Annotated in this window: 18 protein-coding genes; 12 read left to right on the top strand and 6 right to left on the bottom strand. The window is 70.4% G+C overall.

Annotated features, from left to right (window positions below; translation table 11 throughout):
* Window positions 1–23: 23 nt before the first annotated feature.
* The 5 genes from OG587_RS44200 (at window position 24) to fusA (ending at window position 10,444) form a co-directional block, all read left to right on the top strand.
* Window positions 24–1,643 (top strand): SulP family inorganic anion transporter, encoded by a 1,620-nt coding sequence (locus OG587_RS44200; RefSeq protein WP_329084835.1) that lies wholly within the window; start codon window positions 24–26, stop codon window positions 1,641–1,643.
* A complete protein-coding gene (locus OG587_RS44195) occupies window positions 1,640–4,963 on the top strand; it encodes a DUF2309 domain-containing protein (protein ID WP_329084834.1) in 3,324 nt (1,107 codons plus the stop codon). The genes OG587_RS44200 and OG587_RS44195 overlap by 4 nt, the downstream gene beginning before the upstream one ends.
* The gene (locus OG587_RS44190; RefSeq protein WP_329084833.1) at window positions 4,960–6,303 is read left to right on the top strand and encodes a proton-conducting transporter transmembrane domain-containing protein; all 1,344 of its coding nucleotides are present in this window, start codon (window positions 4,960–4,962) and stop codon (window positions 6,301–6,303) included. The genes OG587_RS44195 and OG587_RS44190 overlap by 4 nt, the downstream gene beginning before the upstream one ends.
* Window positions 6,300–7,604: a proton-conducting transporter transmembrane domain-containing protein gene (locus tag OG587_RS44185; RefSeq protein ID WP_329084832.1), complete on the top strand. Its 1,305-nt coding sequence runs from the start codon at window positions 6,300–6,302 to the stop codon at window positions 7,602–7,604. Before OG587_RS44190 ends, OG587_RS44185 begins: the two co-directional genes overlap by 4 nt.
* A 725-nt stretch (window positions 7,605–8,329) precedes the next feature.
* Window positions 8,330–10,444 (top strand): elongation factor G, encoded by a 2,115-nt coding sequence (gene fusA, locus OG587_RS44180; RefSeq protein ID WP_329084831.1) that lies wholly within the window; start codon window positions 8,330–8,332, stop codon window positions 10,442–10,444.
* A gap of 182 nt (window positions 10,445–10,626) precedes the next feature.
* Here the strand turns inward: fusA and OG587_RS44175 are convergent, their stop codons facing one another.
* The 3 genes from OG587_RS44175 to OG587_RS44165 form a co-directional block, all read right to left on the bottom strand.
* A complete protein-coding gene (locus OG587_RS44175; RefSeq protein ID WP_329084830.1) occupies window positions 10,627–11,376 on the bottom strand; it encodes a hypothetical protein in 750 nt (249 codons plus the stop codon).
* Window positions 11,373–12,275 (bottom strand): hypothetical protein, encoded by a 903-nt coding sequence (locus OG587_RS44170; protein ID WP_329084829.1) that lies wholly within the window; start codon window positions 12,273–12,275, stop codon window positions 11,373–11,375. Before OG587_RS44170 ends, OG587_RS44175 begins: the two co-directional genes overlap by 4 nt.
* Before the next feature lie 340 nt (window positions 12,276–12,615).
* A complete protein-coding gene (locus OG587_RS44165) occupies window positions 12,616–15,144 on the bottom strand; it encodes a DUF4132 domain-containing protein (RefSeq protein WP_329084828.1) in 2,529 nt (842 codons plus the stop codon).
* 305 nt (window positions 15,145–15,449) lie between these two features.
* Here OG587_RS44165 and OG587_RS44160 point away from each other — a divergent pair, with 305 nt between their 5' ends.
* Genes OG587_RS44160 through OG587_RS44150 form a run of 3 tightly spaced genes read left to right on the top strand, consistent with a single transcriptional unit; the run spans window position 15,450 to window position 19,957 of the window.
* The gene (locus OG587_RS44160) at window positions 15,450–15,797 is read left to right on the top strand and encodes a hypothetical protein (RefSeq protein ID WP_329084827.1); all 348 of its coding nucleotides are present in this window, start codon (window positions 15,450–15,452) and stop codon (window positions 15,795–15,797) included.
* A 12-nt stretch (window positions 15,798–15,809) separates the two neighbouring features.
* Window positions 15,810–17,642 (top strand): NERD domain-containing protein, encoded by a 1,833-nt coding sequence (locus OG587_RS44155; protein WP_329084826.1) that lies wholly within the window; start codon window positions 15,810–15,812, stop codon window positions 17,640–17,642.
* A 53-nt stretch (window positions 17,643–17,695) separates the two neighbouring features.
* Window positions 17,696–19,957, top strand: coding sequence for a protein kinase domain-containing protein (locus OG587_RS44150; RefSeq protein ID WP_329094199.1), 2,262 nt, complete (start codon window positions 17,696–17,698; stop codon window positions 19,955–19,957).
* Between the two features lie 49 nt (window positions 19,958–20,006).
* Here OG587_RS44150 and OG587_RS44145 read toward each other — a convergent pair whose 3' ends face one another.
* The gene (locus tag OG587_RS44145; protein WP_329084825.1) at window positions 20,007–20,753 is read right to left on the bottom strand and encodes a hypothetical protein; all 747 of its coding nucleotides are present in this window, start codon (window positions 20,751–20,753) and stop codon (window positions 20,007–20,009) included.
* A 49-nt stretch (window positions 20,754–20,802) separates the two neighbouring features.
* Between OG587_RS44145 and OG587_RS44140 the strand changes: the two genes are divergently transcribed.
* From OG587_RS44140 to OG587_RS44125, 4 genes are all read left to right on the top strand, one after another.
* Window positions 20,803–20,964 carry a hypothetical protein gene (locus tag OG587_RS44140; RefSeq protein WP_329084824.1) on the top strand — a complete coding sequence of 54 codons (162 nt, stop codon included), beginning with the start codon at window positions 20,803–20,805 and terminating at the stop codon, window positions 20,962–20,964.
* 55 nt (window positions 20,965–21,019) lie between these two features.
* Window positions 21,020–21,601, top strand: coding sequence for a hypothetical protein (locus OG587_RS44135; protein ID WP_329084823.1), 582 nt, complete (start codon window positions 21,020–21,022; stop codon window positions 21,599–21,601).
* Between the two features lie 1,000 nt (window positions 21,602–22,601).
* Complete coding sequence (locus OG587_RS44130; protein WP_329084822.1) at window positions 22,602–23,504, top strand: hypothetical protein; 903 nt, start codon at window positions 22,602–22,604, stop codon at window positions 23,502–23,504.
* Window positions 23,455–24,243, top strand: a complete 789-nt coding sequence (locus OG587_RS44125; protein WP_329084821.1) for a DNRLRE domain-containing protein — start codon at window positions 23,455–23,457, stop codon at window positions 24,241–24,243. Before OG587_RS44130 ends, OG587_RS44125 begins: the two co-directional genes overlap by 50 nt.
* Here OG587_RS44125 and OG587_RS44120 read toward each other — a convergent pair.
* Both OG587_RS44120 and OG587_RS44115 read right to left on the bottom strand, forming a co-directional pair.
* Window positions 24,185–25,210 carry an IS3 family transposase gene (locus OG587_RS44120; RefSeq protein ID WP_329084729.1) on the bottom strand — a complete coding sequence of 342 codons (1,026 nt, stop codon included), beginning with the start codon at window positions 25,208–25,210 and terminating at the stop codon, window positions 24,185–24,187. The genes OG587_RS44125 and OG587_RS44120 overlap by 59 nt on opposite strands.
* Window positions 25,207–25,659, bottom strand: coding sequence for a hypothetical protein (locus tag OG587_RS44115; protein ID WP_329084728.1), 453 nt, complete (start codon window positions 25,657–25,659; stop codon window positions 25,207–25,209). The genes OG587_RS44120 and OG587_RS44115 overlap by 4 nt, the downstream gene beginning before the upstream one ends.
* Window positions 25,660–26,067: the final 408 nt, after the last annotated feature.

The raw sequence follows: 26,067 nt of genomic DNA, 5'->3' as shown, positions 1-26,067 counted from the left end.
CTGCCCATGTGAGGACCACGCTCATGCCCGAACGGCAAGACTCGAAGATCCATGACGCCTTACCGGCCACGCGCCGGTCCGCGTTCCAGAAAGCGGATGTCAAGTCCGGTTTCCTGGTTTTCCTCATCGCGCTCCCGCTGTGCCTGGGGATCGCTCTGGCCAGCGGGTTCCCGCCGGTCGCCGGTGTCCTGACGGCGATCGTCGGCGGCACGCTGGTCAGCTTCCTCGGCAGCGCGCCGCTGACCATCAAGGGCCCGGCCGCCGGCCTCATCGTGATCGCGCTGGGCGCGGTCCAGGAACTCGGCGGGGGCGATCTCGCCGCCGGATACCGGCGGGCGCTGGCCGTCGGGGTCGTCGCCGCGTGCGTACAGATCGTCTTCGCCCTGTGCCGGGTGGCCAGCGTCGGCGTGGCCATGTCCCCCTCGGTCGTGCACGGCATGCTCGCCGCGATCGGGGTCGTCATCATCGCCAAGCAGGCCCACGTCGTGCTGGGGGTGAAACCCCACGGTGAGCGCCCCTTCGAGCTGATCGCCGAGATTCCCCGCAGCCTCACCCACGCCAACCCCCGCATCCTGCTGCTGGGCGCGCTGTCGCTGGCGCTCCTGTTCGGCCTGCCCCTGATCCGCGCCCGGTGGGCCCGCGCCGTGCCCGCCCCGCTGGTCGTGCTCGCCGTGACCGTGCCCATCGGACTGCTGTTCGACCTGCACAGCCCGCACGACTACCGGTTCATGACCATGACCTACCACCTCGGCCCGGAGTATCTCGTCCGGCTTCCCGACTCCCTGCTCGACGCCGTCGCCTTCCCCGACTTCTCGATGCTCCTGACGGCGGCGTCGCTGAAGTACGTGGTGATGTTCGCCCTGATCGGCACCATCGAGTCCACCCTGACGGTCCTCGCGGTCGACTCGATGGTTCCGGGGAAGCGGCCCGCCGACCTCAACCGCGACCTGCTCGCCCTCGGTGGCGGCAACCTCGTCTCGTCCCTGCTCGGCGGCCTGCCGATGATCTCCGAGATCGTCCGCAGCAGGGCCAACGTCGACGCTGGGGCCCTCTCACGCCGGTCCAACTTCTTCCACGGCGCCTTCCTGCTGCTGTTCGTCGCCCTCGCCCCGGGCCTGCTGCAGATCATCCCCCTCGCCGTCCTGGCTGCCATGCTCGTCTACACCGGCACCAGGCTCGCCGCGCCCCGCGAGTTCCTGCACGCCAGGAGGGTCGGCCTCGACCAGCTCGCCCTGTTCCTGATCACCATGCTCGTCACGCTCGCCACCGACCTGCTGGCCGGCGTCGCGGCCGGGCTCGCCGCCAAGTTCCTGCTGCACCTGCTGCGCGGTGTGCCGGTGCCCGCCTTGTTCCACCCCCGCGCGGAGGCGGTCCGCACCGGCGACGTGCTGCACGTCCGCGTTCTCGGCGCGGCCGTCTTCACCGCCCTGCTGCCCGTGCGGCGTACGGTGAACCGCGCCGGCGGCATCACCGAGATCGTCATCGACGTCAAGGACGCCGCGGTGGTCGACCACACCTTCCTGGCCGGGATCGACACGATGTCCCGGGAATGGCCCGCCGCCACCCTCACCTTCCGCGGGCTCGACCGGCTCCATCCCGTCTCGCCCCACCCGCAGGCCACCCGGCGCAGGAGGCGAGCATGAACCATACGAACGTGGTCACCTATCCGGCCCGCGAGGGCCGCCGGCCGTGCGTGGCGGACCTGGTGGAGCGGGCGGCGAGGCTGCTGCCCGAGCAGGCGCCCCTGCAGGCGTTCGTCCACCACAACACCCTGCACGCGTTCGAGCACCTGCCCTTCGAGGACGCCGTCGTCCACGCGGCGCGGCTGTTCGGCACCGAGCCCTTCCTGAGCGAGGCCGCCTTCCACGATCACCTCGGCTCGGGGCGGATCCTGCCGGGCGATCTCGACGCGGTCGTCGAACCCGGGGGCGCCGGAGACGACGTCCCGCTCGTGCCGGGCGGCCCGACGAGCCGCGAGTTCCGCGCCATCCGGCTCCGGCACCTGCTCGACCTCCCTCGGGGCCACGCCCTGCGCTGGCTGCTGCACGAGACGCCCCAGCGGACCCGCTTCACCGCCCACCTCGGCACGCGCCGCCGCGCCGAGCTGCTGCGGCAGGCCAGGCGGGACTGGACCGGGCGGGCGGTGCCGGAACCGGACGCGCGGGCGCTGGGCGAGCAGCTGCTCGGGCGGCTCTGGGACCGGCTGGAAGGGGCGGCGCCGGCCGTACGGCACGCCGGGCGCGCGTCGCCGCGCCCGCGTGACCTCATCCTCGCCGCCACCGGGCGGGACACCGACGACCTCGTCCACCCGCTGCTGATCCGGCTGTCCGCGGCGTTCCTGGACCAGGGGGTCGCCTACTGGCCGATGCCGGAACGCGACAGGGGCCTCCTGTGCGCCTTCCGGCACCTCTACGGCCGGGCGGGCGGCCCGCCCGACGGATTTCTCCGAGGCCTCGCCCCCGAACTGGGACGGCAGGAGGCCGAGTCGTGGACGGCCGAGCGGACCGTCGGGTGGGCCCTGGCGGAACTCGCCGTGCCCGAAGGCGACTGGGGGGCCGTGATCCAGGCGACCCTGCTGTCGCTGCGCGGGTGGGCGGGCATGACGCACCGGTTCGAGCGGTGGCCCGACCGTTCGCCGGTCGAGGCGCGTCCCGCGCGGCTGGTCGACTACCTGGCGGTGCAGCTCGTCCTCGACGCGTACGCGGCACGCCACGTGGTGGCGGAGCACCTCGGCGCGCACGCCACGCTCGCCGGCCTCGACGCGTTCCCCGGCCCGGACGCGGGCTCCAGCCCGGACGACCTTCCCGGCCAGGACCGGTTTCTCGATTCGAGCCGTTTTCCCGGCCTGGGCGGCGGCGGGGAGCCCGCCGCGCGGGCCAGGTCTGGCCTGGAACTGGTGTACGAGGCGTTCCTCCTGGCCCAGGTGATGCCGGTCGACACGGCGGTGTTCGCCGACGCGGGGCACGCGGCGGCCTGGCTGGCGGCGGTCGGGTCCTGCGACGCGCTCGAACGGCGCCGCCTGCTGCACCTCGCCTACGAGCGGCGCCATCGGATCGGGGTGCTCGACGCGCTCGCCGCACATCACCGGGTCGCCGCGCGGCGATCCTCGCCCCCTCCCCGCTTCCAGGCCGTGTTCTGCATCGACGAGCGGGAGGAGTCGCTGCGCCGGCACCTGGAGGAGCACTTCCCGGGGGCCGAGACCTTCGGCTACGCCGGTTTCTTCGGGGTCGCCATGGTCTACCGGGGGCTGGAGGACGTGCGCGCCCGCCCGCTGTGCCCGGTCGGCGTCACACCCCGGCACCTGGTCGTGGAGAAGGTCGTGGGGGAGCCGGTGCGGACCCCGCCGGGCCCCGCGCCCCGGCACCCGGTCGCGGAAGAGCTCGCGGAGGAGCCGGTGGAGGCAGTGGAGCCGGTGGAGCCGGTGGAGCCGGTGGAGCGAGCGGAGCTAATGGAGCCAGTGGAGCCGGTGGAGCCGGTGGAGCCGGTGGACGCCGCACGGTCCCGCCGGCACGCGGCCTCACGTCGCCGCTGGGCCTCATGGAGCCGGCTGGTCGCGGTGGGGAGCAGAACCCTCGTACGGGGGAGTGCGATCACCCTCGGCACGGGCCTCGCCCACCTGCTCGTCCTGGCCGGCCGCTGCCTCTTCCCCCTGGCGTCCCACCGCTGGTCCCGGCGTCTCGGCCACGGCAGGGACGCCGGGTCCGGCACCCGCCTGGCCCTCGAACGGATCACGGCCGAGGTACGCGGCGACGGCCTGCTCCCCGGCTACTCGGTACCGGAGATGGCCGACGTGGTGTCGGGCGTCCTGCGGGTGACGGGCCTCGGACGGAGCCCGTGCCCCGTGGTACTGATCGTGGGCCACGGCTCCTCCAGCCTCAACAACCCGCACGAGTCCGCGCACGACTGCGGTGCCACCGGCGGCGGACGCGGCGGTCCGAACGCCCGCGCGTTCGCCGCCATGGCCAACCACCCCGGGGTGCGCGCGAACCTTCGCGACCGGGGGATCGACGTCCCGGAGGACACGTGGTTCGTGGGCGCCTACCACGACACCTGCGACGACTCGATGACCTACTACGACGAGGACCTGGTGCCGGAGCGGTGCCGGACGGAGGCGGGCGGGGCGCGCGAGGCCCTGGCCGCCGCGTGCGCCCTGGCCGCACACGAGCGGTCCCGCCGCTTCGAGTCCGCGCCCGCCGGTCTCACGCCCGGCACCGCGCCGGCCCATGTCGAGACCCGTACCGTGGACCTCGGGCAGCCCCGGCCCGAGTACGGGCACGCCACGAACGCGGCGTGCGTGGTGGGGCGGCGGTCACGCACCCGCGGCCTCTTCCTCGACCGGCGGGCCTTCCTCGTCTCCTACGACCCGGGCGGCGACCCCTCGGGGGAACTCCTGGCCGGTCTGCTCCTCGCGGCCGGGCCGGTCTGCGCCGGCATCAACCTGGAGTACTACTTCAGCCACGTGGACCCGGCCGGTCACGGCTGCGGGACGAAGTTGCCGCACAACATCGTGGGCCTGCTCGGTGTGATGGACGGGCACGCCTCCGACCTGCGGACCGGGCTTCCATGGCAGATGGTCGAGATCCACGAGCCGGTACGCCTGCTGCTGGTCGTCGAGGCCGAGCCCGAGCTCCTGGTGGCGATCCTGCGCGCGCACCCCGGCCTGAACCGGCTCGCGGCGAACGGCTGGATTCAGCTCGTGGCGTGGAGCTCGGACTCCGAGGCGATGCACGTCTTCCGCGACGGCGCCTTCCGGCCCCACACTCCCGAGACCACCGCGTTTCCCGTCGTGGACCGCTCCGCGCACTTCTACGCGGGCGAGCGCGGGCACCTGGGCGGCGCCCACGTGATGGCCGCGTTCGGGCAGACACCACCCGGCGTATCGGATATGTCGGGCCTGTCTGGGACCTCCGGTGCCGGACACGAGCTCGCGGGTCGCGGGTCGCGAGCCGGGGAGCCGTCGTGAGCGTCGCGGCGGACCGGTTCCTGCTGATCGCGGTCGCCGGGCTGCCGCTCGGCGCGTTCCTGCTCCTCGCGGCCCTCGCCCTGCGGCGTCGCGGGGGAGCCGAGCGGATCGTCTCGACGGTCGTCACGGCGGCCTTCGGGCTCGCGACGGCGTGCGCGCTCGTGCTCGCCCTCACCGTGACGACCGGCGGCGACCGGGCCCTGGAGGTGTCGGCGGGCGCCTGGTTCGGCGAGGGAGACCACCGGTTCCCCCTGGTGCTCGTGGGCGACCGGCTGTCGCTTCCCTTCGCCGCGCTCACCGCGCTCCTGGTGGGCCTCGTCGGCGTCTTCTCCCGGCGCTACCTGCACAGGGAACCGGGATACTTGCGGTTCTACCTGCTCCTGGCCCTGTTCGGCACGGGCGTCGAGATCGTCGCCCTGGCGGGCGGCCTGGAGCTCGCCTTCGTGGGCTGGGAACTCGCCGGCCTGGCCTCGGCGCTGCTGATCGCGTTCTTCCACGAGCGCAGGAAGCCCGTGGAGCACGCGCTGCGCGCGTTCCTGACCTACCGGGCCTGCGACGTGGGGCTGCCGGCCGCCGTCGTATGGCTGCACCGCACCACCGGCGGGTCCACCGTCACCGGTGTCCTGCATGACGGCGGGTGGGCGGGTTTCGAGGCGCCCGCCGCCGGCGGGGACGCCGCCCTGATCGGGATCCTGCTGCTGTGGGCGGCGATGGGGAAGGCCGCCCAGGTGCCCCTGGGAGGATGGCTGCCCCGCGCCATGGAGGGGCCGACCCCGTCGAGCGCCCTCTTCTACGGCGCGATCTCCGTCAGCCTGGGTCCGTACCTGCTGCTGCGCACCGAGTCCGTCTGGGCGCAGGCCCCGGCGGCGCGGACGGCGATCGTCGCCGTCGGCGCGTTGACCGCCGTCCACGTCACCCTGAGCGGGCGGGTGCAGACCGACATCAAGAGCGCGCTGGCCTACGCGTCGATGACCCAGATAGGGATGATCATGGCCGAGATCGGGCTCGGGCTGCGCTATCTCGCGCTGGCACACCTGGTCGCGCACGCGGCGTCGCGCAGCGCGCAGATCCTGCGGTCGCCGAGCCTCATCCACGACCACCACCACCTGGAGCGGCTGACCGGCGGCCCGCTGCCCCGCACCGGAAGGCATCTGGACCGCCTGGTTCCCCGGGCGGCGCAGGCGTGGCTGTACCGGTACGCGCTGGAAAGAGGCTACTTCGACGCCTGGCTGCGCGATCACCTGGTCGGCGGGCTCACCCGCCTGATCCGGCGGGCCGACGCGCTGGACGACCGCTGGGCGCGGCGGCTGAGCACCGGGCGAGGAGGGCGGCAGTCGTGATCGCACTGGTCCCGTCGCTGGTGACGGCCCTGTTCCTGGCCGCGTCCGTCGTCGTCGCCCGGATCGCCGATCGGCGGCTCGCGCGCCGCGTCGCGGTGGCCTGCGCCACGGCCGCCACGGCCGTCACGGCGCTGTCGGCCGCACCGCCCCTAGCCGGCATGCTCGCCCCGGCCACCGGGGGGCAGGTGCGGGGCCTGCTCGTGGCGGCCGTGCCGGGCGGCACCGGGCGGCTCGCGGGCACCCTGGCGTGCGTGGCCGGCCTGCTGGTGGTCGCGATGAGCCCGCTCGCCTCGCACCCGCCGGCGACCCTGGCCCGGATACTGCGGCTGCTGGCCGTCTCGTCGGGTTTCGCGGCCTTCAGGAACGACGGGGTGACGGTCGCGCTGTGGGCGTTCTCGGCCTGGATCGTCTGGGCCGAACTACGCGATCACGACAGCGGTGACGGGCTCGGCCGCCTGTTCGCCGCCTACCAGGTGCCCGGGGTCGTGCTCTTCGGCGCGGGCACCGCCCTGACGGCGTCCGGCCGGGAGACGGCGGGAGCGGTCCTCGTCGTCCTCGGCGTCGCGATCAGGCTCGCCCTCCTGCCCGCGCACGGCTGGTACCCCAGGTTCGTGGAGCGGGCGCCGATGGGGCTGGTGGTCGCGTTCGGCATCGCGCCCGCCGGTGTGATCACCCATCTCGACCTGCTGTCCACGCGGCTGCCCGCGTCGCTCGCGTACGGGGTCGCGCTGCTCGGCGCCCTGACCGCCGCCGCGGCCTCGGTGTTCGCGGTGGTGCAGGAGCGGGCCAGGCGGGCGCTGGCCTTCCTGGCGATGAGCCAGGCCGGGCTCATCGCGTTCGGGCTCGGCGCCGGCTCGCCGGTCGCGAGGTCCGGGGCAGTGCTGACCTGGCAGGCGTCGGCCCTCGCCCTGTCGGGACTCGCCATGGCCCTGGCCGCGCTGGAAGCCCGGCGAGGGCCACTGTCACTGGTGGCGCCCGGCGGCGACTTCACCCGGACCCCGAGGCTGGCCGTGGCGTTCCTGCTGTGCGGCCTCGCCGCGGTCGGCTTCCCGCCGTCCCTCGGGTTCGCCGGCGGCCACCTGCTGGTCCACGGCTCGGCCGCCGGGTTCCTACCGGTCTGGCTCGCGCTCCTCGGGACCGTCGCCATCAATGGGATGACCGTGATGAGATGCTTTTTCATGCTTTTTACGGGCAGTCGCGTGCACTGCGGTGAACGTGATCTCGTCCCGCTTGAGGCGTACGCGCTCACGGTCGTCATCGGCGCGTCGCTGCTCGGCGCCGTTCTCCCGATGACCCCGTGAACGATGGGAAGGGCGGAGCGGAGGCGAGGTCGCCATGATCGCCGCGCGGCCCGCGCGCCCGAGCTGGAGCGATAGGGCCGTCGTCATACTCCGGCCTTCAAATGCGGATGCTTACGCACGCGATCTGTCACGCGGAGGACGGAGCTTCGGAAGAAACCATGGATTGCAGGTGCCAGTTGCGCCACCAGCGTTGCAGCGGTGCGCAGGGGGTCAGCCAGCTGCGGACCTGTCATCTCGGGCGGGCTCCGTACGGGATCACCCTGCTCAGGGGCGAAGCGGATACGCGGCTGGAGCGGAGCGAGCTCGGTGCCGGATCCAGGCTTCGTCTGTCGTTGACACGTCGAACCCCGGTCGCCGTCGGCGGAAAAATCGGTTTCCCGCCCAGGCCGGTCTCAGTACACTCGCCACTGATCACGCGCTGCCGCGACACCGCGGCGCGCGCCTTGACCAGTGAGGGGAGCAGGCCGTGCGTTGTCGCACCGCTGTGGTCATTCCCCCGTCACGCTACGACGTGATCCTGGTGTCTTCGTTGGTGCCCGACGCCGGCCGCGCGGCCCGCGTCGAATGCCCGTGACGAACGCCTGACCCCTGCCCTGCCCGGTATAGGGCATCTCCCTACGCGGTCGCACCGCGTGAGGGGTCTCTTCACGACCTGACCTCGGGTCGTCTCGTCTCGTCCGGGAATCGCGCCGTCCTGTCCGGATCATTCCGAAGGGCCATGGGCCGTGCGTACCGACCTGCACCGTCATATCACCGACTCGCTGACCGGCGTCCGCAACCTGGGCATCCTCGCCCACGTCGACGCGGGCAAGACCACCATCACCGAACGGATCCTGTACGTCACCGGCGCCACCTACAAGCGTGGCGAGGTGCACGACGGGACGACCGTCACCGACTTCGACTCCCAGGAGCGTGACCGTGGAATAACCATCTTCGCCGCGGCGGTGAGCTGCGCATGGGACGGCCACCGCGTCCATCTGATCGACACACCCGGCCACGTCGACTTCTCCGACGAGGTGGAGCGCTCGCTGCGGGTGCTCGACGGCGCGATCGCGGTGTTCGACGCGGTCGCGGGCGTCGAACCGCAGAGCGAGTCGGTGTGGCGGCAGGCCGACCGGCACGGGGTGCCGCGGATCGCCTTCGTCAACAAGCTCGACCGCGCCGGTGCCGACCTCGACGCGGCGGTCGCGTCGATCCGTGAGCGGTTGCGCGTGGTCCCGCTGGTGGTCCAGCTGCCGATCGGGCGGGAGGACGGGTTCACCGGCGTGGTGGACCTGCTGCGGATGCGGTCGCTGGTGTGGGCCGGAGGCCGAGACACGTTCGAGGAGGGGCCGGTGCCGGACGCCCTCCTGGAGGAGGCGCGCCGGCGCCGCCGGCTGCTCGAGGAGACGGTGGCCGAACTGCACCCGATCGCGCTGGAGGAGTTCTGCGCGGAACCGGAGATCTCCGCGCCGACCCTCGCCGCCGCACTGCGCGACCTGACCCGTACGGGTGAGGGCGTGGTGGTGCTGTGCGGATCGGCCTACCGCGACCGGGGGATCGAGCCGCTGCTGGACGCCGTCGTGGCCTACCTGCCCTCGCCGCTGGACGTGCCGCCGGTACGCGGCACCCAGGACGGCTCCCGGGACGGCACGGTGCGGGAGCGGGCGGCCGACCCGGCGGCGCCGTTCGCCGCGCTGGTGTTCAAGGTGAGTTCGACCGCCACCGGGCGGCTGTCCTACCTGCGCGTTTACTCGGGGACGATCCGGAAGGGAGACACGGTGCTGGACGCGGGCGCGCGGCGTACCGAGCGGATCGGCCGGATCCTGCGGGTACAGGCCGACCGGAACACGGAGGTGGACCTGGCGGTGGCCGGGGACATCGTCGCGGTGATCGGGCTGAAGGCGGCTCGTACCGGAGCCACCCTGTGCGAGCCCTCGGCGCCGCTGGTTCTCGAACCGCCGACCGTGGCCGACCCGGTGGTCTCCGTCGCGGTCGAGGCCCGCAGGAGCGTCGACGCCGGCCGGTTGGCGTCGGCGCTGGCGCGGCTGGTCGAGGAGGATCCCTCGCTGGTGGTACGGACCGACCCCGAGACCGGTCAGACGGTGCTGTCGGGGATGGGCGAGCTGCATCTGGAGGTCGCGGTGGAGAAGATCCGTCGTACCCACGGGCTGGACGTCGGGGTCGGGCGGCCTCAGGTGGCCTACCGGGAGACGGTCGGACGCGGGGTGTCCGGGTTGCTGTACCGGCACGTCAAGCAGGACGGCGGCGCCGGCCAGTTCGCCCACGTCGTCCTCGACGTGGAACCACTGGAGGGCGCCCCGGACACCACCGCTGACGGCGGTGCGGCGGGCTTCGTGTTCCGCTCGGCCGTTGTCGGCGGGCGGGTGCCGAAGGAGTACGTCCGGGCGGTCGAGGCCGGCTGCCGGGACGCGCTGGCCGAGGGTCCCCTCGGAGGGCATCCGGTGACCGGCCTGCGGGTCACGCTGACCGACGGGGCCACCCATCCCAAGGACTCCTCGGAGATGGCGTTCCGCACGGCCGGCCGGTTCGCGCTGCGGGAGGCGCTGCGGGCCAGCGCGATGGTGCTGCTGGAACCGGTGGTCGAGGTCACGGCCACCGTGCCCGACGACGCCGCCGGCGGGGTGCTGGGCGATCTGTCGGCACGGCGCGGCCGGGTCTCCGGCTCGACCGCGCGGGCGGGGACGGTGGTGATCACCGCGACCGTGCCGCTGGCCGAGTTGTTCGGCTACGCGACCCGGCTGCGCAGCCGGACCCAGGGCCGGGGAACCTTCACCACCCGGGCCACCGGGTACGCCCCGGTGCCGGGCGCGGTCTCCGACGGGACGCCGCCCCGGTAGAAGGGGAACCTTCACCACCTGGGCCACCGGGTACGCCCCGGTGCCCGACGGGACGTCGCCCCGGTAGAAACCGGCGATGGTCCCGCCTCCGGGCGGGACCATCGCTCGGCGCCCCGCCGGCCGACCGTCCGGGTAAGACCCGCGCTAACGGCAACGGTTCCGGGAAGGCCCGCGCGAGCGGTTTATCGGTCTCTCGGGTTCGTGGGATCGGGTGAGCAGCCGTGGGTCACGAAGTAGATCTCCATGGAGACCGACCCGTTCGGGGCGGCGAGGTCGTGGAAGTTCCGGGTCACGGCCGCCCCGAAGACGCGCGGGTACGCCTCGCGAATGACCGTGTTGACCCGGGTGGCCAGGCGGACGCCCTCCCCGGCGCCGTCGCCGGTGCCGAAGGTCAGGACCATGCCGGCGTGCCGTCCGGCCAGGCGGTCCCCGTACTTACGCAGCTCCTGGCGTACCCGCGCGGCCAGCACGCCGTCACCGGCGCCGGGGGCGACCCGGAACGAGATCGTGGTCGGTTCCGCCCGGACGCCTCCGACGAGATCGGCGCAGGGGCGGGGCCGGGCGGGGCTTTCCTTCCCCGGGGAATCCTCGCTCTTCTCCCGTTCCTTCCGCTCCTTCGGTGGGGACTCCTCCGCCGGGAGCTTTTCCTCCGTCGGCTTTTCCTCCGGGAGCTTCTCCCCCCGAGGTTTTTCGGCCTCGGGCTTTTCCGTCCTGGGTTTTTCCGTCTCGGGTTTTTCCGCCGGAGGCCGGGTGGTCTCCGGCAGGGACCGGACGGTGTCCAGCCGGAGCCTGGTGGTGTCCGCTGCGGCTTCGGCGGGCGAGGGAGGCGGCGCCTGCGTTCCCAGCATGATGATCGTGAGCCCGAGCAGCAGGTCGGCGAAGAGCAAACCGGCCAGCAGGGTCGAGGTGGGGGTTCTTCGCCGGGCAGTCACCGCGGGGTCCGGATTTTCTGGGAGGCGTCCTGGACCTTGATCACGGTCGAGGCCCGCGCCACGACCGCGGCGAGGTCGTCACAGGTGTTGTTGATGGCCGCGAGGTGCCCGCTGAGGAGTTCGACGGCGTCGCGTACGTCGATCGCGCTGCCGGCCAGCGCGTCCGTGGTCTTCCGGGTGGCCTCCAGGGTGAGGGTGAGCGCCTCGACCAGCTCGGTGTGCACCTTGCGCGCGGTGGTCCCGACGAAGCCGATGTCGGCCGCCGTCCTGCTGAGCTCGGCCCCGAACCGCTCCGGGGAGGAGAGCCGTACCTGGCCGAGTACGAGGCTCGCCTCGGTCAGCGCCCCGCGAAGCCGGACGCGAAGGGCACGGAGCGCCCGCTCCGAGGCATCCTCCCTGCTGTTCCGCGCGATGTTCTCGTACACGGTCCAGCAGATGAGGCAGAAGATGGCCGCGAGGGTGCAGAGCGCGATGTTGCCGAACTCGAACAACCGGGGCAGCCTGCCGTCGAAGCCCTGCTGCCACATCTCCAGGAAAGGCCGTCGGGCCGCGTCCACCCCGCCGTCGTCGAGGACGTCGCCGTAGGCGCCGGTGGCCATCATCAACCCGAGCCAGGTGATGAGGATCGGTACGAAGACGAGGGCCGGGCCGACGGCGGCGCCGAGCCCCCGGCGCCATCGCGGTCTCCTCGGCGAGGAGGTGGTATCCACCGGTTCGTCGTCCACGAGGATGCTGTCGTCGGGAGCGAAGGCGGCGAACAGGTCGACCTCGCACCAGCGTCCGGCTCTCCCGGGATCGGTGATCGCGTTCGCGAGGTCGTTCAGCTGGTCCCGGCGGGCCGCCAGATGAGGATGATCGGCGAGCTCGCGGAGCTCGCCGGCGAGCTCCGAGTCCGTCACGGACAACCGACATCCTCTCCTCGATGGTGTCCTCGGTGGTGCCGAGCGCCTTTTCGGCAATCCGGATGGACCGGTTCATGGCTCATGGAAGCCATGATCATTTTTGCACAGGACGCGCGTACCGGCGGACGAGGAACGCACCACCCCGCCCCGCCTCGTGACCGGGCCTGGAGACGAAGCGATGATGCCCTTGGGTAGCTGGAGAGTCAGAGATTCCGCGGGCCGTAAAACGGACACTCCCCGGTCTGCCCGCTTCGTGGAGGGCGGTGCGGACGCGGCTGGCGAGTCCGCCGGGAGACGCGCCGTGCTCGCCACGCCGCGTCTCCCGGCGGGCACCAGGTCAGACCCTGATCTGGCGGGTGATGGACGGGTCGGTGATGGCGGCGTCGCCGGCCAGCAGGAGCGCCTTGGAGATGATGACCGACAGCATGCCGCCCTCCTCCTCGAACGGCAGGAAGACCTGGTCGGACGTGACGTTGGGGACGATGCACAGGTAGGCGTCGTTGGGCTCCATCAGGATGTTGCCCGACCCCAGGTGGATCCGGTAGGTACGAAGGTCGCCACGGACCCGCAGGAAACGGTCGGTGAGCTCGGCCCGGTCGGCGATGCGCAGCCGGGGAAGCAGCCGGGTCAGGGCGTCGCGGCGGATCTCGGCGCTCTCGGTGAGGTCGCCGAAGTTGTAGGAGTTCCAGTAGTCGCCCTGTCCCTGCGGGTCGAGGCCGACGGAGGAGACGCCCACGGCGAGGTCGGCGTCGCGCATGGCCTCCGACAGCACCAGCGGGGGCACCTCGATGAGTGGCGTCGGCTTGGGAACCCCCTTCCATGACTCCTCACCGAGATGGTCGGAGTCGGTGCGGTCGAACCGAATCGGACCGCTGACGCAGAACGAGGCCGGGTCGCCGTGGCGATCCGTCTCCCAGGACCCCATGGGCAGGTGCATGTCCCAGCGCATCCGCCAGCCTGGAACCTCCTTGACGGCCTCGCTCTGCTCCGAGCCGCCCGCCGCGTCCCAGTGGCCGAGGGAGAGGCCGGTCCAGCCGCGTTCGGACAGCAGCGCCTTGGCCTGGCCGTACCGCAGCCTGTGTCCCGAGAAGCGGTTGGAGAGCGTCCCGGACTGCTCCTCGGCCGGTGTGAGCAGGTAGACCTCACGGAAGGCCTGCTTGAACGGCTGCCGCAGCCCGATCTCCAGAAGGTGGTCACGCCGGCTGCGAATCTCCTCGACGGTTTCCCCGATGGGATGCCAGAGCCGCATCGGGGTGTCCGCGCGGGGCTGGATCCGGCGGCCGGTCGGATCGGTGAGCTCCCAGCCGTCGGCGGTCCTGACCGGTATCCCGGCGGGGCCCTGCAGGATCTGCCAGATCAGCCGCCTGCCGTGGACACCGGTGACGGGATGGTCGAGGAAGAACTCCTCGACCTGGTTCCAGCGCCAGAGCCGGTCCTCGGCGAGCGCCCGCTCGACGCGGAGCCGCTCGGAGGACAGCGTCTTCCGTATCTCCTTGAGCGTGTTCCTGAACTCGGTGAGCAGCCCGCCGTGGTTCTCCCTGACCGCTTTCGGAGCCGATCTGACCGGCTTGCCCGCCGGATTGAGAAAGGTCAGCAGCGGTGTGCCCGCCTCGTCCAGCGCCAGCCGCAGGACGTGATCTCCGGCTTTCTCCTCCCGCACGCCGTCCGGGCCGAGCCCGAACGTCGGCACGGTCCGGTCGAGCAGCTGCTCACGGTTCAGCCCGGCCTGTGCGGCCACCGCGTCCAGCGTCAGCGCCACCTTCGCCAGGATCGACCTCTTCCTGACCTTGGTCTGCATCCGGGCGAGCGGAGCCACCACCTCCAGGCCGCCGTGCTCGGCCAGCACGAGCAGGGCGGCGTTGACGAGCTTCTCGCTGCGCGAGTTGGACCCGGATCCGCCGATGCCGGTGCCCGCCGCCAGGGCGACTTCCCCGAGCAGCGGGACCACCCACGGCTCGTCGATCAGCTCGCACGTCCATATCAGGCCGCGCAGCGCCACGGCGGTGCGTTCGTTCAGATAGGTCGTCGTGGTCCACTCGTGGGTGCCTTGGCGGTGCCGGGTCGTCGTCTCCCGGTGAGCGGGGACGCGGCTCAGGATGTCCCGGATGAGCGGGCCGGTGTCCGGTGTGAGCAGGGCGGCGGCCTGTCGGAGCCAGGTGGGTGCGGGGCGCGCGGCGGTCGCGGTGACCCAGTGGCACAGCAGGGGAAGCGTCTTCGAATCACCGAGGCGGGAGCCGTACTCGGTGGCCAGCAGGTCGGCGAAGCCGTCGCCCTCGCCGACCAGGTAGGTGGTGGCCCGCACGGGGTCGTTCTCCGTGTGTTCCCCCAGGAAGATGTCCATGTCGCGTTTGAGCCGGGAGTGGGACGCCCACGGGTTGCCGACCAGGCTCTCCTGGATCTGGCGCAGGAGCGGGAGATGGCGGCGTTGTGCCTCGTGGGAGAGCCTCTTGGTGGCCGCCCACGGAAGGGCCGTCGAGGACTCGTGGCGGTAGTCGAGCAGGCCAGGCCCGATCGCGGCCCGCCAGAGCAGCTCGACCTCGTCGCCGGTCCAGGCGAGTTTCCGCTGGGCGACCCGCGCGGTCAGCATCGCCGGATCCGGGCGATAGTCCGTCCCGTGGAGATGAAGGTCTATTCGCAGCTGCGCCCACACCCCCAGCGCGCGCCACTGCGCGTCGCCGAGCCTGGGCCCGAGCTCGGCGAAGACCGTCTCGCTGAACGTCGGCGCCGGCCACTCCCGCGCCGGCACGTAGAGCTCGTCGAGCCGAGCGAACAGGTCCGCGCGAACCCGGCCGGGGTCGTCGCCGAGCCAGCCGAGCTGCTCGGGGGAGAGCTCGTCGAGAAGACCCATGTCAGCCTCCGAAGTCATCGGTCGCCTCCAGCGGTGGAGACGTTGCCATGACTATCAGCCGGCTCTGACAAACCAGGTGACGCAGATCGGCAGGTAGGCGAGGAGTGGAGTGATGAACTGAAGGGTTCGGCGCTGGGCCGGGCGCAGACGTCGCAGCGGATCATTGCCCGAGAACTGGCGGCCCTCCTCGGCCTGGCGAGTGCCTGCGCGAGTCGGAACTGGCGCCGGGCGAGCACCAGCACATCGCGGACCCACAGCGGCGTTTCCTGGAGCAACTCGGCGAGGCGAGCGGGCCGCAGGCGGCCGGAGCGGTTCAGCGACTGATGGAGCATTGGCGAGCGGGCGGAGGCGAGATCCAGTACGGCTCTGGGGGCGCCTCCTGCGCTCCCGTCGTCAAACGCGGCAGCGAGGTGCTGGCGGCGATCCGGATCTACCCCAAGAAGGTGGAGATCCCCTTCGGCACGCTCGCGAAGAGGAATCCGTTCGACGACGTCGCCGTCAGGGAGGAACTGAGGGAACGTCTCAACGCCGCTCCGGAGGTGGAGATCCCACTGGCGAAACTGGACCTCTACCCGTCCTTCCGGGTGACCTCCCTCGTCGCCCCGAGCGTCTGGGATGTGGTGGCGGGCTGCCTGGACTGGTTTCGGGCCACCGTTACCCAGCAGGAATGACCGTGGGAAAGGATGCCACTGCCAGGACTAGACCCTGCGCCGAGGAACGGAGGGGCGTGTGGAGTCCGGAAGCAGGCGCTGGGTGGAGGTCACACCCTCCGAGTACGCCCACGAACGGGTGGTCTCGCCGCGATCCGGGCGAAGCTGGACGACGAAGACCCCTACCGGGCGTGGAGCAACTTCACCTTCACCACCCGCAGTGGCCGCCAGTACGAGGTCGACCTCCTCATCATCGGCAGGGGCGGCATCTACCTGCTGGAGCTGAAGCACTGGTCGGGGTGGATCACCGGCGACCACCAGACCTGGTTCCACAACGGCAAAGCCGAGGACAACCCGCGCATCCTCGCCGACAGCAAGGCCAAGCACTTCAAGCAGCTCCTCATCGATGCGGGCGGGCGAGACCTGCCGTTCGTGCACGCCGGGGTGGTCCTCCACCAGCCGACCACCGAGGTCAGGCTCACCGACCGAGGTAGACACGGTGTCTACCGGATCGATGGGCAGGGCCCCGACGGGCTGGCCGAGCTGATCGGGGACGAGCTGGCCGTCACGCCGGGAAATCCCCGGAACGTGGTCGACCACAGGCGCTCGGTCATGCTGGCAAGACTGATCGACAGGGCGGGTGTGCGGCCCAGCGTCCGACATCGCAGGGTCGGGAACCTGGAGCTGGCAGACACCCCGCTGGCCGAGGGGCCGGGCTGGCAGGACTACCTGGCCAAGCACCCCATGCTGGACAGTGCCCGGCGGGTCCGCTTCTACCTGGTCGACCGCACCGTCTCCGACGAGGAGCGCGGCGCGACCGTCCGGGCGGCCAAGCGCGAGTTCGTCACCCTGGAGAACGTCAACCATCCGGGGATCGCCCGCGCGATCGAGTTCTACGAACACGACCGCGGTCCCGCCGTCGTGTTCGACCACGACGCGACCGAGGTGCGCCTCGACCACTTCCTGATGCAGAAGGCCGGGGAGCTCTCCGTCGACGACCGGATCAGGTTGGTCCGCACGCTGGCCAACACGCTGCGGCACACGCACTCGCGACGACTGGTCCACCGCAGGCTCAGTCCGCTGTCCATCTTCGTCCGTACCCTCGCCCGGGGTCGGTACGGCGCGCGAGTCCGCGACTGGCACACCGCGGGCCGGCTCATACCGGGTTCCCCCGGTCACGGCAGCTACGCCGCGGGCACCCGCACCCTCGAGGCGATGACCGATCAGGCGGCCCACGGATACATCGCGCCCGAGACGTTCCACAATCTCGACGCCGACCCGATCCTGGCGGACGTCTTCGGCCTCGGCTCCGTCTCTTTTCTCATTTTCACCGGCAACGCCCCGGCCGGCAGCAGCGAGGAGCTCCAGCAGCGGCTCACCCGCGAACGCGGCCTCGACGTCGGCGTCGAGCTCGACGGCGCCTCCCAGGCGATGATCGACTTGGTCAGGAACGCCACGGCGGGCGACGTCGACCTCCGCACCGAGTCGGCGGAGAAGTTCACGCAGGAGCTCGAGAATCTGATCCAGGAGATCTTCCTGCGGGAGGGGGTCGCACAGCAGGTCGACCCGCTGGAGGCGACGCCCGGTTCGACGATCGGCACTCTGGAGCGGCCGGGCCGGTTCGAGGTCGTTCAGCGTCTCGGCCAGGGCTCCACCGCCCTTGCCCTCCTGGTCAAGGATCCCGAGCACGGCCCGGCCGTGCTCAAGGTCGCGCTGGACGAGGACGGGGCCCGCCGGAGACTGCTGGACGAGTCCGAGGTGCTCCAACTTGCCCGCGAGCCGCGCATCGCCCGCGGCCTGGAGGGGCCGTTGCTCGTGGGGGGCTGCTGCTGGAGGACGCCGGCAGGGGGAGCCTGGCGGCCATGATCCGCCGCGAGGGACGGCTCTCGCTCGACTTCCTCAGCCGCTGAGGCAGGGACCTGCTGGAGATTCTCGCCGCGCTCGACCTGGCCGGGGTCAACCACCGAGACATCAAGCCCGACAACCTCGCCTTCCGTGAGCGCGGCAAGAGCCGCGAGGTCCACCTGTCGCTCTTCGACTTCTCCCTGTCACGAGCGCCGCTGGAACAAACCGGCGTCGGCACACCGCCCTACCTCGACCCGTTCTTCGACACGGTTCACCGGCCCCGCTACGACGCGGCGGCCGAACGCTACGCGGTAGCCGTCACCCTGTACGAGATGGCCACCGGCCGGACTCCCTCCTACGGCACCGGCGGCAGCCACCCGGCAGTGATCAAGGATGACGTCACGATCGACCCCGACGACTTCGAGCCGGGGCCGGCCCGCGACGGGGTGATCGCCTTCTTCCGCAGCGCCCTCGCGCGCGACGTCAAGGCCCGGCACGACTCGATCGAGACGATGAGGATCGCCTGGCAGTCGGCCTTCGAGGCCGTACCGCCCGCCGCGGCCACGCCGACCAGCGTCAACCCGGTGACGGGCGAGGAGCTCGACCAGGCGGCGGCCAAGGCTCTCCTCGACACGGCGATCGTCTCGGCCGGTCTCACCCCACGCGCGGTCGACGCGCTGCACCGCATCGACGTCAGGACCGTCAGAGATCTGCTGGCCCGCTCCCCGTTCGAGCTTTCCCGGCTCTCCGGCGTGGCCGACCCCACCAAGCGGGAGATCAGGCGCAGGGCCAAACAGTGGCGCGGACGTCTCCAACCGCCGGTCACCGCGGCCTCCCAGGCGGAGGAGGTCCAGGACGACTCCGACTGCGGTGTCGGCTCGGTGCTCGGCTCCCTCGTACCGAAGCACCTCAAAAAAGATTCCGCGGAGGCACAGGTGCTCCGGCTCTACCTCGGGCTGGAGGACACCGCCACCGACTGGCCGGGCAACAACGAGCTGGCACGGGCGGCCGGAGTCACCGCTGGCCGGGTCGGCCAGATCATCCCCAAGGCACGCAAGGGCTGGCGGCCCAAGAGAGGTCTCACCCAGGTCCGTGACGAGATCGTCGAGGATGCCGGAGGGGTGATCTCCGCCACCGGCGTCGCGGAGGCGCTGCTGACCTCGCGGGGGTCCGACGCGGCGGGCGACCGGCGGATGCGCCGTGCCCTGGGGCTCGTCCGCGCGGCCGTCGAGGTTGAGGCCGAGCGTGGTGGGGAGGCCAGGCTGCTTCAGAGACGTTCCCACCACTCCGTCATCATCGCGCTGGAAAAGCCCACCGATCCCGACGCAGTGCCGGGCACGGACCTGCTCGACTACGCCGTACGACTCGGAAAGGCCGCCGACCAGCTGGCCGCGGAGAGCCCGTTGCCGACCGCCGCCCGCACCGAGGCCAGGCTTCGCGCCGTGCGGCTGCCACAGGGATTCGCCGAACTGCGGCCCGAACGGCTGGCCCTCCTCGCGGCCGCCGCCTCGCGCACGGCGGCGGCCAACGGCCGGGGCGAGGTCTACCCCGACGAGCTGGACCCGCGCCGAGCCCTGGAGCAGATGGCCTCCTCGCTCGGTGTGATCCGCCACGGCATGGACCCCGAGCAGCTCAAGGCGCGCATCCGCGCCCGCTATCCCAGGGTCGGCGCGTTCCCCGAGCAACGCCAGGACCTGGACGCCCTGCTCAAGAAGGCCGGCGTCCCGCTGGTTCCCGGCCAGAGCGGCTACGCGCCTCGCAATGTGCAGGCGACTCTCCTCCCCTCGTCCAAGAGCCGACCGGTAACGAGCCTGAGTGGAGGCGCGGGCGACCGGGAGTTCGCGGACTTCGAACGCCGGATGGCGCTCTCGTCACAGGAGCGGGGATTCGTCACCCTCAGCGTCGACTACCGTCTGTACGCCGACGCCATCGCCGCGCTGAGCGCCCGTTTCGGCGCCGAGGTGCTCGACGTCACCGCCGAGCTGCTCGCCGCGATGCGGGTGACCGCCGAGGCCCTCAGCGTCGACTGGTCCCTGGTGCTCCGTTCCGACCGTCCGGACGCGGCTCCGCAGGACGCCGCGAATCTGAGGCGGCTCGTCGAGCTCGCGGCGGCCGGGCTGGAGGAGCGGCTGACCACCGCCCCTGAGCCGCTGCTGGTCGTCGAGGCGGCCCCGCTGGCCCGTTACGACCGACTGGGCGTGCTGGAACGCCTGGCCGACAAGGCGACCGCCAGACCCGCTGCCCGGTGGCTGCTGCTCCCCGTCGAGCGGGGTGGCGCCCTACGTCGACGACCGGCCGGCCCCCGGCTCCCTTGGTGCGCTGAAGGTCTCCGGTAAGTGGGTCGAGGCACACCGCCACCTCGCCGCCTCGTAACCCTGCCGGAGGTTATTCGAGCAGGTCGCAGAGGTCAGGGCCCAGCTCGTCGCCGACCATGCGCAAGGCGGTCTCGGCGCGTGAGGCGAGGGTGATGGGGGAGACCCCGGTGACCAGATGAGTGTGGGTGAGGCGGTCCAGGGCGGCTCCGACCAGGGGAGCGGTCACGCGGAGGGCCGCAGGGAGCGCGACGCCTCCGGTGGAGCCGCCGTGTAGCACGATGTTGCGGCAGCGGTACAGGCGCCTGAGCGAAACCTCCACGTAGAAGCGGACCCGCTCCAGTACGTGCCTCTCGTCGGCGAGCAGCTCGCGCAGGCGCAGGACGGAGGCGACGTCGCTGCCGGTCCGCCAGGAGCGCACGAGGGGGAGGGAGCTCCCGCTTCTCAGCTCGGCGGCGATCACTGCGGCCCGGCTCCGGTTCGACTCGCACGCTTCGAGGCGGGTATCGAGATCGCCGCCCTTCACCTTCCGGATCCGGTAGGAGAGCGCGGTGAGTTCGGCGCGTGGCCAGGAGGCGGCGACGAGGGCGGCGGCGCGGGCCGCGGCCGCCACTTTCTCCCGCTCGTCGGGGTCGCGGGCCTCGGTGAGCAGGGACTCCAGGGCTGCCCAGCCTCCGGCGATCGCGGGTGCGAGCGGCCCCTGGTTGAGCGCGGAGGCGATCTCCAAGGCGTCGTCGAGTGTGCTCCGTGCCTGCTCACCGAAGCGTTGTGTCTCCCCGCCGACCACGTAAAGCTGACGTTCGGCGGCCAGCGACAGCACCTGGGCTCCCCGGGCGGGCGGCTGCAGCGGGACCGGCTTGGTCTCTCCGATGACGTACGCGTCCCCGAGGGGGAGAACGGGCCCGCTCGCGGCAAATCTGGCCCTGGCCTACATCCGCTCGACCAGGTCGGAGACGATCTCCACGGCACGGGTGGAGTCTCGCGCCTCCACGGTGAAGACCAGCGAGCCCACGATCCGCTCCGGAGGCTGAGCCCCGCCTCCGCGATCAGCATCTGCGTCTCGGCCGCCGCCCGCCAGTGCGGCAGATGCCCGGCCAGTTCCTCGTACCTGTGCAGGGCGTGGAACGGGACGACGACGTGCCGGCCGCGCGGCGGCGTGGCGATCAGGGTCGCCGCCTCCGAGAGCAGGTCCGTGGCCGAGAGGTTCTGGCGCCCGTCGCGGAGCCAGCGCTGCAGGCCGGAGAGGCTGTGCCCGCTGTCGAGCAGGTGGGAGGCGACGGCACGGGCGACCCGCTCGGGTGCGGGCGGGGCGTCGACGGCGACACAGGTGGCCCAGCGGTCCAGGTAGCCGGGACGGGCGACGTCGATGAGGTGGCGCAGCTTGCGGCGGCCGTCACTGGCCAGCGTCAGAGTGGTCTTGATGCATTCCTGCAGTTCGCGCCGGTAGGTCCCGGATCCCATCGCCGGGTCGTTGCCGAGGAGCCGCTCCATTGTGTGGCGTTGCCAGTCGACCGCGCCCTGCGACAGCACCCTGCGATCGACCCAGATGCCCGCCTCGTGCAGCTCCTCCAAGGCGAGGAGGGAGCTCACGTCCCAGAGAGCCGGCGTGTCCACGGGGTGGTGACGCTGCTGAAGTCGAGCAGGCGGGTCGTGACATGCCGTGAGTAGGCGGAGCGAGGGTCACGCCCGATGGGGATCGCGTTCATGGCGGCGCAGCCTCGGGTGGGGGAGAAGCAAGGGGGAAGAAAAGAGGGCGCGGTCCGAAGACCGCGCCCTCAGGGGCATGAAGCCCCGGGTAAGCATGTGCTCGCTTTCGCGACTCCCCGAATATACCCCGCCTCGCGCTGATCGACCGCGATTTTTCGCGAAGTCTCGGCCGTCGTCTCGCATCTCTGGGGCGCCGGGAGGGGGCGACCTCCTCGGGGCGTGGGCCTCGCCCCACAGCATCCTGGGAGCACCTCCGGCCAGGATGATCATCGCCAAGGGTAGGGAGCTCTCTCGGACGCCGGGCGGTGTGGTCATCGTCACCCGCCCCGTTTAGGTCGATCGCATCCGTCGGCTGATCGGTTTCACACCGACGACCTGATGTGATGTTCCGGGTGGTCGTCCGCCAGATCTTCGCCCCGGAAATCCTCAGTGTTGAGGAGCGCATGTATGAGTGGTGGGTGCATATGTCTCATCCGTAAAATGCCGATGTCACTGACCGAATCATTCGCGGACGGGGAGTATGGGCAGGGTCACCGACATTTTCGACAAAGCTGCTCTCCGTCTCGTGGTCGATGTGCCTGGTTGTAGCTTGTTTTGACCGCCTGAACTGCAGAAACAGGGGATATCCCTTGGCTTCGGTTTTATTTTGATGGCAGGCTTCTTTAGGTATCGGACGCCGTCGAGAATGCGGAATGTGAGGTTTTCATTACGCTACCGATTGTGAAAGCTATCCGGCTTCCGCGATCATGCCTTTACTTTTGCGCTGGTTCCATGTGAAGATCACTCCGGCCCAAGACCGTTTACCGGAAAGGTCGGAGTGAAACCACAGAAACCAAGACCTGGCGTTCCGTTCCGTAACCATCGCCGCACCTCATTGATAGTCGCAGTAGGGCTGTCCACCTCGCTCCTCGTGACTCCCGCCGCAGCCACACCTACCCCCGCGCCTGCTCCCACCTCTCCCGTGACGCGACCGACCGCCACCTCTGACCCGGTGGAGGCGGCACAGCAGGAGGCGAAACGGCAGAATAAACAGGTTGAGATCGAGGCTCTGCACACCGAGAACTCGACGACAGTGGCCACCACCAACGGCAAGACGCTGGGCACGTACGTCCACAGCGCGCCCATCCGGGTCAAGAAGGACGGGGCCTGGGCGGCGATCGACACGACCCTGGTGGAGGAGGGCGGGGTCGTCCGCCCCAAGGTCTCCAAAGTGGAGGTGACCCTGTCGGCCGGTGGCGACACCACGCTGGCCAGGGCCAAGACAGGTAAGGGTGAGGCGGCGGTCAGCGCGCCGACCGCGCTGCCCAAGCCGGAACTGTCGGGTAGCACGGCCACCTACCGGTCGGCCTACGGTCCCGGAATCGACCTGGTCGTCACCGTCACGCCCACCGGCCTGCGCCAGGAGATCGTGATCCCCCAGCGCCCGGACGGAAAACTCGACCTTCGTCTTCCGGTTGAGTTGCCGACCGGGGTGAAGTACGGCAAGGACGCGTCGGGCAAACCGACCCTGCCGGCCCTCGAAGGCGACGGCAAGGCCGCCCCTCTGGCGTCGGCTCTGCTGCTGGACAAGACGGCGGCGAGCCCTGACGCGCCGCCGGACGCCGGGCGGATGAGCACCGTCGCGGCCACGGTCGAGCAGACCGGCAAGGGGTCCGTGCTGCGCTACACCCCGGATGAGGCCTTCCTGGCCGATCCCGCGACCACTTACCCGGTCACGCTGCTTGATGGACGCCACCCCGTGGTACGGCGCAGGCATGCCCGCCGATACCTTCATCAACAACGGCACCTGGGGCACAGGTGCCCCCAACCAGTTCATGGACGCGCTGGTGGCGGGCAAGACCAGCGACGGGGCGGTCTGGCGTAGTTACCTGCGTTACAACCTCATCGGCGCGCCTTTCTACGGTCGGGAGATCCTCAATGCCGACCTAAGGCCGTGGAACTACATCACCCACGCCTGTGGCGCCGAGGTCGGTGACATCGCCGTTCGCCGTATCACCAGCGATTGGACGATGAGCAACCTGCGCTGGAACAACCAACCTTCGGTCACCACCAGCGGTCAGGGAACCAAGGGCAGCGGCGTGGGCCGGGTCAACACCAACCCGCCCCGGTACTGTTCAGACCCGGCCCAGGAGGTCTACTACACCATCGAGGACATTGTCCGGGCTTGGTCCAATGGCGAACCCAACTACGGCCTGCAGATCGGCGCCCTTAACGAAGGTGGCCCGCTCAACTACCGCGAATACCTCTCAGCGGAATGGGCCGGGACAGGCGGCCGTGGACCGGTGCTGTTCGTCGAATACGAAGAGCCTGAATACCTGAATGTCGTGCGTGATTTTCCTGCCGGCCAGCAGATGCCGGATTCGTATGCTGAGGACAAGGCATGGGTGGACGCCGGAAATGTCTACGACGGCACTCCTCCCGGACATGTCCTGAGCCCTGAGCAAGCCGCGCAGAACGCCATAGCGAACAAGACCTCGGTCAAATCCAACCTGCTGGATGCCTACATCCCCGAAGGGCGGTGCCTGTCAAACTGGGTGACACAGGTCAGGCTGCAGCGTTCTGTGCTGATTGCTCCGTTTCGATCTTGGCTTCTGGCTGGTTGATCCAGGCACGTTCGGGTAGTCGGGGCGGGGTGGGCATGCGTCGGAACCGCTCGGGGTTGGCGGCGTAGGCGGCGGCCAGGACCCGGGCGCGCTCGGTCTGGACCTGGCCGACGGTGTCGTGGTGGACCGAGGCCGGCGTGTGCAGAGCGATCCCCGAATGCCGGTGCTCGTTGTTGTAATAGGTGAAGAACCGCCGGCAGAACTGGCGGGCGTCCTGGATGGACCCGAAGCGTCCGGGAAACGCCGGGCAGTACTTCAACGTCCGGAAGTTCGCCTCCGAATAGGGATTATCGTTCGATACCTTCGGCCGGGAATGTGACTGGTCGATCTTCAAGTCGGTGAGGAGCTGGCCGACGGTTTTCGATGTCATCGGGGTACCCCGGTCGGAATGGATCGTCTTCGGCGTCGATCCGCCGTTCCGCTCGATGGCATTCTTGATGAACCGTTTTGCGAGGTGGGCGTTCTCGGCGGGCCAGGTCTCCCAGTGCACGACGTACCGCGAGTAGATATCGATCATCACGTACAGGTTGTAGACGACCCCCTTTTCGGGTCCTTTCAATTTTGTTATGTCCCACGACCAGACCTGGCCGGGGCCATCGGCGACGAGTTCGGGTTTGACCTTGGCGGGGTGGGTGGCCTGGGCGCGCCGGTCGCCGGTCATGCCCTCGGCACGCAGCAGCCGGTACATGGTGGAGATGCTGCACAGGTAGGTGCCCTCGTCCAGCAGGACCGCCCACACCTGGGCAGGTGCCTTGTCGATGAACCGCCGCGAGTTCAGCGTCTCGATCACCTCGTGCGCCTCTTCTCGCGACAGTTTCGCCGGATGGGCCGGACGCGGCCGCGCCACGGGAGGTCCCGGCCGGGGGTTACGTGATCGGTGCACGGTCGACCGGGATTTCCCGGTAATATCGCAGGCGTATTTCGTGGAAGTCAAGGGCTCGAGTTCGGTGAACGCCCCGTCGATCACTTCCGTGGCTTCGTGTCGGAATCCGCGCTCTCGGAGAGCATTTCCAAGAGCGCGTGTGCTTTTCCCATGATCTCCAGCGCGGCTTCCGTCGTCGCCAGTTTTTTGGTGAGTCTCTCGTTCTGCGCGCGCAGCTTCTCGTTCTCGACCTCGGCGGCCGACTTCGACGGTTTGCGGACCTTCGGGGTCAGTGCCTCCAATGCGCCGTTCTTGCGAGCTTTGCGCCATTCGGTGATGTGCGAGGTCAGTAGCTTTTCCCGGCGCAGAAGCGCGCCCGAGGCGCCGGGCTCGCCGTCGGCCAGCAGCCGGTCGTACTCCTCCAAGATCCGCAGCTTGTAGTCCGCGGTGAACGTCCGGCGCTTGGGCCGGCCGCCGCCCGAGGGCTTCTTGGAGCTGCTCACCTGGACATCATCTCCCGGCTCGGGCTCCAGGTCGGTCAAGCTCAACGTCACGTCAGAAACATCCAGTTCTCGCCCTACTCATGCCATGCAAGGTTAGTTTGTCCTTTTGTGTCACACCAGTCTGACAGGGAGGGGGGCTTACCGACGCGGAGATCGAAGCCGGCGCCGATCCGAATCCAGGTGATCCACCGAGCGACCTCCCGCAGCCGAACCCGCTGCCTACGCCACAACAGCCGCAGCGGATCCTGAATGCGAATCCGTTCTTCGAGACCGAGACCGCCCCGTGGACGGTAACGGGCGGAGTGTTGGAGCGGTCAACGGATCGGGCCCACGAGGCAAACGGAGTTTCGTCGGCGAAGATCACCGCTGCGGACGGGGCTACGGAGATTGTCGTCCGCTCCGAAGGCGATATATCCGTGCATCCAAGCTATCTTCACGGGATAAGTGGACGTTTTTTCT

Origin of the sequence: Streptosporangium sp. NBC_01469 (assembly GCF_036227305.1) — a bacterium.
In the GTDB taxonomy this organism is placed as follows: domain Bacteria; phylum Actinomycetota; class Actinomycetes; order Streptosporangiales; family Streptosporangiaceae; genus Streptosporangium.
This window is presented reverse-complemented; position numbering and strand designations above follow the sequence as displayed.